Origin of the sequence: Alcaligenes sp. Lyrl_28 (assembly GCF_051948705.1) — a bacterium.
GTDB classification, from domain to species: Bacteria; Pseudomonadota; Gammaproteobacteria; order Burkholderiales; family Burkholderiaceae_B; genus Alcaligenes; species Alcaligenes ammonioxydans.
In genome coordinates this window covers 297,167-310,758 of sequence record NZ_JAYJLG010000003.1, presented here as the reverse complement: position 1 = coordinate 310,758, position 13,592 = coordinate 297,167, and the positions used below count along the sequence as shown (strand labels likewise).

General features: G+C 56.7%; 10 protein-coding genes and 1 pseudogene. 7 read left to right on the top strand and 4 right to left on the bottom strand.

Translation table 11 applies throughout. The annotated features are described in order from the left end of the window. Nucleotides 1-2: 2 nt before the first annotated feature. Nucleotides 3-1,769: an SLC13 family permease gene (locus VF694_RS09155; protein WP_003801424.1), complete on the bottom strand. Its 1,767-nt coding sequence runs from the start codon at nt 1,767-1,769 to the stop codon at nt 3-5. 206 nt (nt 1,770-1,975) lie between these two features. Here VF694_RS09155 and VF694_RS09150 point away from each other — a divergent pair. Beyond that, nucleotides 1,976-2,299: pseudogene (locus tag VF694_RS09150) on the top strand (transposase); the annotation flags it as partial. A 91-nt stretch (nt 2,300-2,390) separates the two neighbouring features. Here the strand turns inward: VF694_RS09150 and VF694_RS09145 are convergent. Then, nucleotides 2,391-3,296: a hypothetical protein gene (locus tag VF694_RS09145; RefSeq protein ID WP_003801428.1), complete on the bottom strand. Its 906-nt coding sequence runs from the start codon at nt 3,294-3,296 to the stop codon at nt 2,391-2,393. A gap of 863 nt (nt 3,297-4,159) precedes the next feature. Between VF694_RS09145 and dapD the strand changes: the two genes are divergently transcribed. The 6 genes from dapD to VF694_RS09115 all read left to right on the top strand — a co-directional run bounded on the left by dapD (nt 4,160) and on the right by VF694_RS09115 (nt 11,605). Next, complete coding sequence (dapD, locus tag VF694_RS09140; RefSeq protein WP_003801431.1) at nt 4,160-4,978, top strand: 2,3,4,5-tetrahydropyridine-2,6-dicarboxylate N-succinyltransferase; 819 nt, start codon at nt 4,160-4,162, stop codon at nt 4,976-4,978. Nucleotides 4,979-4,980: 2 nt separating this feature from the next. Beyond that, nucleotides 4,981-6,117 carry a succinyl-diaminopimelate desuccinylase gene (gene dapE / locus VF694_RS09135; protein WP_003801435.1) on the top strand — a complete coding sequence of 379 codons (1,137 nt, stop codon included), beginning with the start codon at nt 4,981-4,983 and terminating at the stop codon, nt 6,115-6,117. Next, the gene (prmB, locus tag VF694_RS09130) at nt 6,111-7,034 is read left to right on the top strand and encodes a 50S ribosomal protein L3 N(5)-glutamine methyltransferase (protein ID WP_003801437.1); all 924 of its coding nucleotides are present in this window, start codon (nt 6,111-6,113) and stop codon (nt 7,032-7,034) included. The genes dapE and prmB overlap by 7 nt, the downstream gene beginning before the upstream one ends. Beyond that, a complete protein-coding gene (locus tag VF694_RS09125; protein WP_003801439.1) occupies nt 7,031-8,959 on the top strand; it encodes an ABC-F family ATP-binding cassette domain-containing protein in 1,929 nt (642 codons plus the stop codon). The genes prmB and VF694_RS09125 overlap by 4 nt, the downstream gene beginning before the upstream one ends. Before the next feature lie 114 nt (nt 8,960-9,073). Next, complete coding sequence (locus VF694_RS09120; protein WP_003801441.1) at nt 9,074-9,460, top strand: hypothetical protein; 387 nt, start codon at nt 9,074-9,076, stop codon at nt 9,458-9,460. Between the two features lie 198 nt (nt 9,461-9,658). Continuing rightward, nucleotides 9,659-11,605 (top strand): alkaline phosphatase D family protein, encoded by a 1,947-nt coding sequence (locus VF694_RS09115; protein ID WP_301607197.1) that lies wholly within the window; start codon nt 9,659-9,661, stop codon nt 11,603-11,605. 36 nt (nt 11,606-11,641) lie between these two features. On the opposite strand, the gene sorU is transcribed toward VF694_RS09115, so the two are convergent. Together sorU and sorT are read right to left on the bottom strand one after the other, a co-directional pair. Next, complete coding sequence (gene sorU / locus VF694_RS09110; protein ID WP_003801444.1) at nt 11,642-11,953, bottom strand: SorU family sulfite dehydrogenase c-type cytochrome subunit; 312 nt, start codon at nt 11,951-11,953, stop codon at nt 11,642-11,644. Nucleotides 11,954-12,006: 53 nt separating this feature from the next. Then, on the bottom strand, nt 12,007-13,227 hold the full coding sequence (gene sorT, locus VF694_RS09105) for a SorT family sulfite dehydrogenase catalytic subunit (protein ID WP_193353490.1): 1,221 nt from the start codon (nt 13,225-13,227) through the stop codon (nt 12,007-12,009). Between the last annotated feature and the right edge of the window lie 365 nt (nt 13,228-13,592).

Genomic DNA, 13,592 nt, shown 5'->3' with positions numbered 1-13,592 from the left:
GCTTAAAAAGGCCAGAAAACAGGAATCAGTGCGACGCCCAGAACCCAGAAGATCAGATTCAGGGGCACGCCTACCTTGAGAAAATCGGCAAAACGATAACCCCCGGCGCCATAGACCATGGTATTGGTCTGATACCCCACGGGCGTGGCAAAACTGGTCGAGGCGGCAAAGGTGACGGCAATCAGAAATGGAGTAGGGTCCACATCCATCATTTTGGCCGTGGACATGCCAATCGGCGTGAGCAACACCGCCGCTGCGGCATTGCTCATGAATTCGGTCAACAGCAGCGCCATCATGTACACCACCGCCAGCACGGTCAAGGGTCCAAATGACTTGACCAGACCCACCGTGTTTTCAACCAGAAACTGAGCAGCCCCTGTCTCACTCATGGCCAGGCCCAAAGGCAACAAACCGGCCATCAGGATGATGATGCGCCAGTCAATCGCGTCGTACACCTCATCCGCCTTCAGGCAGCCCGCCAGGGTCATGGCCACCGCCCCCACCAAGGAAGTAATGCTGATAGGTACCCAGCCTAGGGCGGGAATTGCAATCACCAAAGCCATGGTGAACAGCGCGAAGGGAGCGCGCCAGCCCATCTCCTTTTCCGCCTCCCGTTCAGACAGCACAATAATGTTGTTGTCCGAACGCAAGTCCGCTTTTTCAGCCGCGGGGGTCAACATCAACAAAATGTCGCCCACCTGCAAACGTACCGCCCGCAATTGCTCACGCAACACCTGACCACGACGATGTATGCCCAGCACCGTCGCATTCTTGTGCCAGCCCGGTCCCAGACTACCCAAGGTGCGCCCGCTGATTCGTGAACGGGGAGCGATCATGACTTCAGTCAACACCTGGTCCACCTGCTCAAACGACTGCTGCTCCAGCTTGAATTGCGGGTCCACTTCCAGTCCCGCCTCTTTGCGCAACTCGTCGAGTTTGGTCCAGTCACCGCGCGCCAAGAGCACATCATCCGCCTCAATCTTCTGTTCGCGCGGCCCCCACACTTTGGTATCGCCTCGCAACAGCTCCAGCACGAATACCCCGTACTGCTCGCCCAGTTTGGCGTCCCCCACAGACTGCCCGATCAAAGACGAGTCGGGCATCACGCGCAGCTCGGTAATGTACTTGCCCAATTCATATTGCTCGACCAGCTCACCCGCGCGCGTGTCAGGCAATAACCAGCGTCCTATTGTCAGCAAGTAAATACAGCCGACCACCATGCAGATCACACCAAGGGCGGTGAACTCAAACATGGTAAAGCCGGGATGACCCAGATCACGGGCAATGGCATTGACCAGCAGGTTGGTGGACGTACCGACCAAGGTGCAGACCCCCGCCATTTGCGACACATAAGACAAGGGAATCAGCGCTTTGGAAGCCGACATCCCGATACGCACACTGGCAGCCATCACGATGGGAATGAACACCGCCACCACCGCGGTGTTATTGACGAACGGGGCAATCACAGCCAGAACGAGAAACAACACCAGTAAAAACTGGAACGGTGAGCGGGCCTTGCTGAGCAAATCTCCAATTCCCGAGAGTGCTCCGCTATTTTGCAGGCCCGCTGCCAGCACAAACATGGCAGCCACCGTTACGGTGGCCGGATTGCTAAACCCACCCACCGCCTGTTCAGGAGTCACCAGGCCCAGCACTGCCAAGGTGCTTAACACCAACAAGGCAATGGCATCTATTCTGAGTTTTTCGGTAGCAAACAAGACAATCGCTATTAAAGCCAGACCCAAGACCACTGCAATCTCTGTTGTCATGCTGCCCTACTCCTGTTTATTCTGTGTTGCTCAGTATAGGTAAAAATCCAGCGTCCCAAGCGCTGCATATAGCCTTACGGAACAAAAAAACACAAGTTCGCGCAGCAAAGGAATCAATGTAGAACGAGGCTTTCCTGGGCAAGTCATATAGCGAGAGCATCGCTAAGCGGTAGGCGGCACCATTGAATAACAGTGTGCGCCGATGCAGGGGTCTGCTGAGGGTCTATGTCCTGCTGGACGAACTCAAGCGACTCTGGTTCTACCGAAGATCTGCCTGGGCAAAACAAACTTGGCATCATTGTTGCGAGCAGGCCGAGCACAGTTAAATAACCCTCTTAAACACCTTCGCCCAGTGCCCGAAAGGCTATCTGCATGGCATTCTGGCCGCATGCCGACATCGCCTCAACACCAGTATCGTTGAGGGCTTCAACAACACCATCAAGCTCATTAAGCGGCGTGCCTACGCTTACCGAGTCCATGAGTTCTTCTTCCTCAACATCCGCGCCGCTTTCCCCGGTAATGCTCAATGATCCAAAAAAAAGCCCCCGGTCGCTCAGGAGTCGGGGGCCTTGTATGGATGAATACGGGAACGGAGCTCGCGCGCCGTCCCGACCACCCGGTTTAGAGCTTCAGACGCGCCCGTCCTCCTATGGTTGCGGCCAGGCTCGCCACAAACGCACCGACCAGCAACGAGGCAAAGGCCCATAAGGCAAAGGCGGCAGCGGCCTTGCGAGCAGCATCTGCCGCTTCACGCGCCTGTTGTTCCAGCTTTTCGGCCGCCTCCTTGGCTTGCTGCTGCACCGAATCCAGACGCTCTTTGGCCTGCTCGGGCGTCAAACCACTACGATTGGCAATCAGCTTCAGCAAATAGTCCTGATCCTGCTGAGACACCTGACCTTCGGCCAGGCTGCGAGCCAGAATACGACTGACCTCACGCTCTGGATTGGCCGTTTGCGCCGGTGCATTAGCCGGATCAGCAGGACGCAGCAAGCTATCGGCAAAGTAACCCAGGCCAGGCCCCTGCATCTGATCCTTACCCGCCTGCCCCACCACCGCCGAGGCAGCGCCTACCCCAGCCCCGGCCAGATTGGCGCCGGCTTGAGCGGTGCCCGACACCAGCGATGCCACCCCAGAACCCAGCAGAAACACACTGACGACGGCACTGACAGCCCAGACCAGGAAACCGTGTGCCGTATCGCGAAAATGGACTTCGTCACCATGCACACCCGTCCAATTGGTGCGCAGGCGACCGGTTATATAGCCCGCCATCCCGTAAGCAATGATCTGTGTAAGGAACAACCAGACAATTGTGCCGATAGCGATCGTGGTGCCCGAGGCCCCATCATTGTTCCAAGGAGAGATCGCCATGAATCCCAGACCCGTCCCGCCCACCAGCAAGGTCACGGTCATGGCAGCGGCGATGACGGCCCCTCCAATGACGGCGCCCCACGATACCGCTGAATGCGAGGACTCCGCTACGGCGTGCGTACCCAAACCTGCATCTGAACCAAATTGCGTTGTAGCCATGATGATTCCTTATTCCGGATTGTGATCGCAAGCACCTCAGTGCCAGAACAAAGCCAACAAAATGATGATAGGGATAGGTACACCCAAGAGCCATAAAAGAATTGATCTCATAACCCCTCCATTCGAATGAGACATTAAAAGCAAAATGCTATTAACAACACTGTCTTCGTCGTCATTCTAGGCAGATAAAAAACCCCTACATCTTATAAAATGTAAAAAACGAAACCAATTCGATTTGCACGGAGAACGAAAGGTCATTGCTCTGTAAAACCCTGACATGTCCCTTTTGCAAAAAGCTTGCAAGCCTTTTTTGACGTGCCACACAGAGCAAGATCGGATATCCGGTAAGCTCAACTATCAGGCGACATCCTTGTGCTTCGTGAAAAACTCTTGATGGGTGGCTAATACCAACTCCGCTTTTCATACTTATTTTTTAGTCTTTGGAAATATTTATTTACGCACACAGCATAGATAAATAATCCCCACCAGCACCAATGAAATAACTGAAATAAGCGAAAATGGCGAGTCAATAAAAAATTATCGGAAAACAAGAATACAAAAACTCAAAAAATAATCTCAGAAGAATGTCTGCACTCCTCCCGGTAAACCTGCCATCAGGTTCAAGCTTTTTCTTATCCACCAAGCCCGGCAACGCGCACACGACTCCAACCAGAGCCCAGAACGGCCGCATCAGGCCCTCAAAAGCACTACAGAAAGCCATAAAACCGTACCTGGATGGGGCAGACTCGGTTATCCTGTTGCCTCCATTCAAGCTCGGCCGCTGCGGTGGTAAGCCGCGCATCATGCGCCTTCTGTATCCCGATACTGCCAATGACGGCCTGAATTCACACAGAGCCTAGCCTATGAGCGACCTCCAAAGTCTGATCGAATCGGCGTGGGAACAGCGAGCTTCCCTCTCCCCCCAAGAACACAGCATTGAACTGCGCACGGCCATCCATACCGTGATTGAAAAGCTGGATTACGGTTCCCTGCGCGTGGCGGAAAAGATTGACGGACAATGGCAGGTCAATGACTGGGTCAAGAAAGCGATTCTCCTGTCTTTCAGAATCAAGGAAAACCGCGTCATGGCTGGCGAGCCCGCTCCCTTCTATGACAAGGTGCCTTTGAAGTTTGAGCAACATGACCAGGCCGCCTTTGCCCAAGCCGGTTTTCGCGCCGTCCCCGGCGCCGTCGTACGCCAAGGTGCCTATATCGCCCCCGACGTAGTGCTGATGCCCTCTTTCGTGAATATCGGCGCCTATGTCGGGGAAGGGACCATGGTCGATACCTGGGCCACCGTTGGCTCCTGCGCCCAGATTGGCAAGCATGTCCATCTGTCAGGGGGCGTAGGGATTGGCGGAGTCCTGGAACCTTTGCAGGCCAATCCCACCATTATCGAGGACAACTGCTTTATCGGCGCCCGCTCTGAAGTGGTGGAAGGCGTAATCGTAGAAGAAAATTCGGTGCTGGCCATGGGCGTATTCCTGTCGCAAAGCACCAAGATCTACGAGCGCGAAACGGGCAAAATTTATCAAGGCCGCGTGCCTGCCGGCTCGGTCGTCGTGCCGGGTTCGCTGCCCTCGCCCGATGGCCTGTACAGCCTGGCCTGCGCCATCATCGTCAAGCGTGTGGATGCCCGTACCCGCGCCAAAACCAGTATTAACGATTTACTTCGCGCCTGAACATGAGCACTGACAATTCTGTACTTGATACCCTTAAAGCCTTGATTGCCCGTCCCTCAGTCACCCCCGAGGACGCACACTGTCAACAATGGCTGGGTGCCCGCCTGGAGCAAGCTGGCTTTAAGCTGGAACATTTGCCCAGCGGCCCGGTCTCGAACCTGTGGGCCCGCCGTGGCACCCAGGCCCCCCTGTTTGTTTTTGCAGGCCACACAGATGTGGTGCCTACCGGGCCGGAAGCGGCCTGGGATTCGCCCCCCTTCGAGCCTACCGTGCGCGATGGTCAGCTGTATGGCCGCGGTGCCGCAGACATGAAGGCCTCAATTGCGGCCTTCCTTCATGCCGTCGAGGAGTTCACCACCGCCCATCCTGCACACAAAGGCTCGATCGCATTGCTGCTGACCTCGGATGAAGAAGGTCCGGCTATCGATGGCACCGTACATGTTTGCCGTGTTCTCCAAGAGCGCGACGAACAGCTGGACTACTGCATTGTGGGCGAACCCACCTGCTCGCGCCAACTGGGCGACACCATCAAAAATGGCCGTCGCGGCTCGCTGTCAGGCCACCTGATCGTCAAGGGCCGCCAAGGCCATGTGGCCTACCCGCAATTGGCCATCAACCCGCTGCATGTGTTCGCTCCTGCACTGCATGAACTGACCGATCGCATGTGGGACGCTGGCAATATCGATTTCCCCCCCACCAGCTTCCAGATCTCCAACATCCACGCCGGAACTGGCGCCAGCAATGTGATTCCCGGCCAGTTGGATGTCCACTTCAATTTTCGCTTTTCTACTGAGCAGACTCCTGCCGGTCTACAGGCGGAAGTGGAGTCCATCTTGCGCCGTCACGGCGTGGATTTCCAGCTCACCTGGACCTTGGGCGGCGAGCCTTTCCTGACAGAGGCCGGCCCTCTGAGCCAGGCCCTGGCCAAGGCCATTGAAGCTGAAACCGGTCTGGAAACGGATCTGTCCACCACCGGTGGCACCTCAGATGGTCGCTTTATCGCTAAAATCTGCCCTCAAGTGGTCGAATTTGGCCCGCTCAACGCCAGCATTCATCAAATCAACGAGCATGTTGCCATTGCTGATCTTGAGCCTCTTAAAAACATTTATCGCCGTACATTGGAATCCCTGCTTTGTTAAGCCCTTGCATCGATCATTCCTCCCTGCTCCACGCCCAGCAGGAGCTGCGCACCGTGCGCGACTTGTTGCGCTGGTCCGTGAGCCAATTCAACCGCTGTGAACTGGCCTTCGGCCACGGCAGTGACAATGCCTGGGACGAGGCTGCCTATCTGCTGCTGCATACCTTGCACCTGCCGCTGGACACGCTGGACCCCTATCTGGATGCCATTGTTCTGGAGTCCGAGCGCGCTGCCTATCTGGCCCTGATCGCCCGTCGCTGCAATGAGCGTGTTCCCGCAGCCTACTTGACGGGTGAGGCCTGGCTGCAAGGTCATCGCTTCCGTGTCACGCCCGACACCATCGTACCGCGCTCTCCGATAGCCGAGTTGCTGGCCGAGCAGCTCCAGCCCTGGATTGCCGACCCCGATGCCATCTACAGCGCCTTGGATTTATGTACCGGTTCGGGTTGCTTGGCTATCTTGACGGCACTGGCATTCCCCCAGGCGCAGGTCGATGCCGTCGATCTGTCCGACGCCGCGCTGGAAGTGGCCCAGTCAAATATTGATGCCTTCGGACTGAACGATCGCATGAGCCTGTTCAAGAGCGATCTGCTCGACCAGGTGCCGCAAACCGCCTATGACCTGATCATTTGCAATCCGCCGTATGTGAATGAGCAGTCCATGCAGAACCTGCCGCAGGAATACCGTCACGAGCCGCAACTGGCCCTGGCGGGAGGCGATGACGGCATGGATCTGGTGCGGCGCATTCTGGAAGCCGCGCCCAATTACCTCTCCCCCGAAGGCGTGCTGGTATTGGAAATTGGCAATGAGTATGACAACTTTGTTGCCGCCTTCCCGGAGCTGGAACCGATCTGGCTAAGCACGGAAACCGCTGAAGACCAGATTCTCCTGTTAAGCCGGGAGCAGTTGGCCCCGTGATACGCGCTACTGGAATTACGCTGCGTCGCGGCGTCAAAGTCCTGCTGGACAATACCGATTTCATCGTTAACCCAGGCGAGCGTCTGGGTATCGTGGGCAAGAACGGCGCAGGCAAGTCCTCGCTGTTCGCTTTGCTGCAAGGCGAGCTGGACCTGGACGGGGGCGACCTGAGCATTCCTGAGGTCTGGGAAGTGGCCAGTGTGCGCCAGACCATCCCGGACCGTGACCGCCCCGCCCGCGAATTCGTTATCGATGGTGACGAACGTCTGCGAGCCTTGCAGGAACAGCGTGCCAATACCCCTGACAGCGACGGCCAGACCATTGCTGAGCTGGAAAATGCGCTGATCGAGGCCGATGCCTGGTCGGCTCCCTCGCGTGCCGAGCAACTGCTGGCAGGGCTGGGTTTCCGTCCCGATCAGTGGATGCTGCCGGTACGCGAGTTCTCCGGCGGCTGGCAAATGCGCTTGTCACTGGCACGCGCATTGATGGCCCCCTCGGACCTGCTCTTGCTCGACGAGCCCACCAACCACCTGGATCTGGACGCCATGCTCTGGCTGGAGCGCTGGTTGGGTTCTTATCCCGGCACTGTCTTGCTGATTTCGCATGACACCGAATTTCTGGATGCAGTGGCTCGTTCGATTCTGCACGTAGACCAAGGCAAACTGGTTCGCTACAAGGGTGGCTATAACGACTTTCTGATGCAACGCGCCGAACGCGTACAGCAAAGTCAGATTGCGTACGAACGCCAGACTCGTGAAGCCGCCCGTCTGCAAAGCTTTATTGACCGCTTCAAGGCTCAGGCCACCAAGGCCAAGCAGGCGCAAAGCCGGGTCAAGGCCCTGGCACGCATGCAAACCTTGACACCCTTGCGTGACGACTCCAGCGTATCGATTCGCCTGCCCTCACCGGAGTACACCCCTGACCCACTGCTGACGCTGGATCGGGCCGACCTGGGCTACCCTGGACAAGACAAGCCTATTTTGAGCCAGGTACGTCTGATGGTGCGGGGCGGCGCCCGGGTGGGTATTTTGGGGATGAACGGTGCGGGCAAGTCCACGCTGGTCAAAACCCTGGCCGGCAAGCTGGCTCCCGTCACAGGCGAACGCCTGGAATCCAAGGGGCTCGTGATTGGTTACTTTGCCCAGCACCAGCTCGATTCCATTGATCCCGACTCGACTCCCTTGCAGCATCTGGCGCGGCTGGCACCAGATGTGCGCGAGCAGGAGCTGCGCAACTACCTCGGCTCCTTCGGCTTTAGCGGTGATATGGTCACCAGCCTGACCGCCCCCTTTTCGGGTGGTGAAAAGGCGCGTCTGGCCCTGTCCCTGATTGTTTGGCAAAAACCTAACCTGCTTCTGCTGGACGAGCCCACCAACCACTTGGATGTGGATACCCGTGAAGCCCTGGCGACGGCCTTGGCTGATTACGGTGGCAGCGTGCTGCTGGTATCGCACGATCGCCATTTGTTGCGTTCTACCGTTGATTCTTTCTGGATCGTGGCCGATGGCCAGGTTCAGGAGTTTGATGGCGACCTGGAAGACTACCGCGACTGGCTACTGGCCCGCAGTGCGCAATCACGTTCGGAAGCGCGTCAAGAAGCACGAGCGAACGATAACGGCAATGAGGGCACCGACCGCAAGACCCAACGCAGGCAGGAAGCGGAATTACGCCAACGCCAGGCACAGCAACGCAAACCCTTGGAAAGCCGCTTGAAAAAAGTGGAAGCCGGAATGGAAAAAACCCAGCAACGTCTGCACGAGCTGGATACCTTGATGCAGGACCCGGACTTCTATTCAGACAGCTACAAGGATCAACGCCCCGCCCTGATGAGCGAGCATGGCGAGCTGAGCAAAACGCACCAAGCCCTGGAAGAAGAATGGCTGGAGATTCAGGAAGCCCTGGAGGAAATCGGGCGGCAGGCTTGAGTCGACCTGATCGATAAGAGCTTTGCCCCTGCGACATTGCTGGCGACGCAGACAGAGCCAGCACGCCCCACTACTTACCTTTATCCCCTCAACCGACCACATCAGAACTTGACCATGCACCTTGCAACACAGGATTTTCCCCGTATCTGGATCTCGAACGACTCTCCTTCCAACTGGAAAGAGCAACTGGAAGCCTTGCTGGAACAGGGTCAGCGCTTTGTGCTGCTGACACGCGAGCTTCCGGGAGCTGCGTCAGACGGACCTGACAATGACGCAGAAGCATTTTCTCAATGGATCAAAGACAATCGCGATCGTCTACGCCCGTGCTGTGCGGCCAGCCTGGTGGTCGTGAACAATGCCTTGATGGCCTTTTCCCTGAATGCATTCGTCGCCCCGCTGAGCAAGAAACTGGGTTTTCCTGTTCGTGTCGTACATGAGGATGAGCTCGATTCACAAGTCACCGCTTATTTGCAGGCCACTCCCGCCCTGGAAAACAGCTAAACCGCCGCGCCGCCAAACCCTACTCATCCTGCCCACAACAGCCCATCAGGCAGATGGTGTCCGCCATCTGCATCTCTGTGCTCAAAAGCCTACATCCGCACCCGATCCTCGCCCCCCGCACACAATGACACCGCCCAACGTGCAACTTTATGCGCATAATGCTGTCCATTGTCCTTTCTGATTCTGGCTGTAACCCGTTTGAATCTCTCCCATTCCTCCTCGAACTTGCCGCCCGTGCTGGCCGGCCCTATTTTGCGTCGTCTCGATGCGCAACGTCTGAATTTGTGGCTGGTTGGCAGCTCAGCCCTGTCGCTGGAACTGCTTCTGGAACCGCAAGGCGCCCCTGCCCATCGCATTGCACTGGATGCCGGGCAATGCCGTATCGTGCCCATTGGCAAGCACGCCTTTATCCACTTCATTGATGTGCAGCTTGCCGACCCGCTGCCCCTGGATACGCTTGTTTTCTACGACCTGATTCTGCACTCAGCGTGTGAAACGGAGCAAAACATCGCAGATTGGGCCCCTCACCTGCTGCATCAAGGCCAAACCCGACCCAGCCTGGTGCTGTCCAGCCGCGCTGACAATCTGATGTTTGGCTCTTGCCGCAAGCCGCATCACGCGTCCCGAGACGGCTTGGCACAAGCCGACCGGGTCTTGAGCGAACATATCAGCCACGCCGATATGCGGCCCGCTTTACTGATGCTGGCTGGCGATCAGATCTATGCCGACGATGTGGCAGGCCCAATGCTGGCAGCCATCCATGCACTGATTGAACGCTTGGGATTGTTCGGGGAATATCTGGAAGGCGCGGTCGTGTCCGACAGCGAATCTCTTTACCGCCACCCTGCCAGCTATTATCGGCGGGCTGATCTGCTGCCTGCCTTCAAGTCCAATGAAGATTTGCGCGAGCGCTTCTTCGGCGGTGTGGAAAAACCCATTTTCACTACCGCCAATGCACACAATCACCTGGTGACATTGGCCGAAGTCCTGGCCATGTACTTGCTGGTCTGGTCCCCCACTGCCTGGCAAATCATTGGCGAGCCCACTCCGCCAGAGCTCTCCGCTGAGCACCATCAGCGCTGGCAACGTGAATCGCTTGCCTTAGAAGGTTTTCGTCAGGACCTGCCCCAAGCGGCACGCTTGCTGGCGCATGTACAGACACTGATGATTTTTGATGACCACGACATTACCGATGACTGGAACCTGTCGGCCAAATGGGAAAGCACGGCCTACGGCCACCCTTTTTCTCGTCAGATCGTGGGCAATGCGCTGGTGGCGTATATGTTGTGTCAGGCCTGGGGCAACCGTCCTGATGTCTTTGAGCCCGTTCTGGACACCGTCAACGCCTGGACACGTTCACCAGACGAGCATCATCGCCTGGACCATGCGACCCAGGACGCCCTGATCAAAGAGCTGCTAGATTTCCGTCAATGGGACTATGTGCTGCGCACTCAGCCTACGCTGATCGTACTGGACACCCGTACACGCCGCTGGCACAACCGCCGCTTGCCCAGCCGTCCTTCCGGCCTGATGGATTGGGAATCCCTGACCGAGCTACAGCACGAGTTGCTGGATGAACGCGCTGCGGTCATTGTCTCGCCCACCCCTATGTTTGGCGTCAAACTGATTGAGGTCATACAAAGAATTTGCACGTACGCCGGTTTTGCGCTGACAGTAGATGCGGAAAACTGGATGGCCCACCGCGGAGCCGCCAACACCATGCTCAATATTTTCCGGCATTCACGCACGCCGGGCAATTACGTCATTTTGTCCGGTGATGTGCATTATTCATTTGTCTACGACGTGCAGGTGCGCCATAGCAAACATATCCCGCATATCTGGCAGGTCACCAGCAGCGGCATTAAAAATGAATTTCCGGAAGGTTTGCTCAACTGGCTGGATCGGCTCAACCGTTGGCTTTACTCGCCCCGCTCGCCGCTGAATTGGTTTACGCAACGGCGTGACTTGAGCATCACACCCCGCCTGCCCGATCAACGCCAGCATGGTGAGCGCGTCTGGAATGGGTCAGGGCTGGGCCAAATCTGGCTGGACGCACAAGGTCGTCCAGCGCGCGTACTCCATCACAATGCCAACAAAAAACCGCCTACCGAATTTCTGCCTCCTGAACAGGAGACTGAAGGGTAAGGCGGCCAAATCTGCCCCGAGGGGCAATCGCAGGTTTTACTGTCCTGCTACGGAACTGACGTAGGTCGCGATGGCGTCGCGCTCTTCGTCGCTCAAGGTCTGCGCGAACGAGGGCATGGCACCCATACCCTCTTTCATGACTTTCAGGATTTGCTCTTTCGAGGGCTGCAACTCATCCAGATCAGGGCCGATAGCACCGGCAGAACCGGCATCGGCCAAGGTATGACAAACCGCACAGGCAATAGGTTTGGCACCGCTGCTAAACAGAACTTTGCCTTGCTCATCTGCATGGGCCTGACCTGCAACAGCAAACAAACAGGCAGCAGCAACAACGAGGTATTTCTTCATGATTTCCTTCCGAACCCACCCCGACGTGTCGGGGTGGCTACAACATTTAATACTTAAACAACGGTGACCGCCAACATGTGGTCACGCCAACTATTATTCAAATAGCCATGGCTGTTAGCCACGCGCTCCTCAGGTTGAACCGTGCCGGCTTCACTGGTCGCGCGGCTGGCGATTTCATATTGACCAGGCTTCAGGTCCATGCCCACCACAAACTGGCGCCAGGCATACTTGCCCAGGTCCGGTCCAACGAACTGGGCCTTGACCCAGTTCTTGCCGCCGTCCACCGTCACTTCCACCTCCTTGGCAGCGGACATGCCGCCAAAGGCCAGGCCCTGAATCTGTACGAGTCCTGCCTTGAGGTCTTCGCCAGGCTCGCCGTTCGGGCTGGTGATCCAGGACTTGACCGGCATTTCCCACACCGATTCCTGATTCACATTGGTCTTTTCGCCCATAGGCGTCATGCGGTAGCTGTTTTGCTGAATGCTGGCAGCCGACTGGTCCTTGCTAAAGGCCAGTTGCTTGATGTATTTGACATTATTGACGCCCGTGTAACCCGGCACGATCAAACGCAATGGGCCACCGTGAGCCAGGGGAATGGGCTGACCATTGATTTCCCAGGCCAAAATAGCGTCATCAATCGCTTCCAGCGGCAGTGAGCGCTCTACCATGATGGTATTGGGGTCCAGGCCTTCTGGAATATCCTCCCCACCGGTACCCGTCATGTACTTAGCGCCGGCGTCCATTCCGCCGGTAGCTTCCAGCACAGCCTTGACAGGTACGCCCGAGAACACGACACAGCCTGCTGCACCCACGGTCCACTTGGTGCCGCTGGGTTTTTCAGGAAAGTAGGCACGGCCGTTACCCGAGCACTGCAGCACCATCGGCACGGCAACCAGACCCAGACGCTTGAGCTGGGCCACGGTCATGTCCTGTGGGTTCTTCACCCCCTTGATGGACAATACCCAGGCATCCGGATCAGCCACGATCTGCTCGGACGGAGGGGCTACATTATTGCGTACGAACAAGCGATCCAGCGGTGTAATCAAACCGGAGCCAAAGGCGCTGCGTTTGGTTTCAATCGTATTGGCGCTATGCACGATCAAACTGTCGGCATGTTTCCAGGACGCATAGGCCGGCAGAGCTTTCGCTTGCGTTTTAGCCTTTTCCTGAGCCAGAGCGGCTGACAAAGGGGTCAGACTTGCGGTACCAGCCAGGGCCATCACCCCGCCTGTCGACAAAAGCATGCGCCGACGTGAAAGATTGCTAGGTTCCATGATCGCCTCCATGTATGTTTGTTACTGTAATTAATTTAGGCTTCGATTTTATGGGGGCACCCATTTTATAACTAGAAAATATAACCCTTATATATAATGCTTGGATTGAGATTTAAGGGCAAGGACGAACGCGCGGAAACCCGCGCTAAACAAGGTTCTTTAGAAAATCGGGCAGTCGTTCATCCGTCCGAGGAAGAAGGCTAGACTTTTATCCATCCGCTTGACGTGGCGCGCTGACAGACACTAAACCGACCAGGATGGGAGTCGGATGCTCGACAAAAATGCACACTATCTGACCGTAATGGCAGAAGGTTCAAGAGTGGTCTGCCTTATCAGCACGTACAAGCTGGGCGTGACGGCTTAAA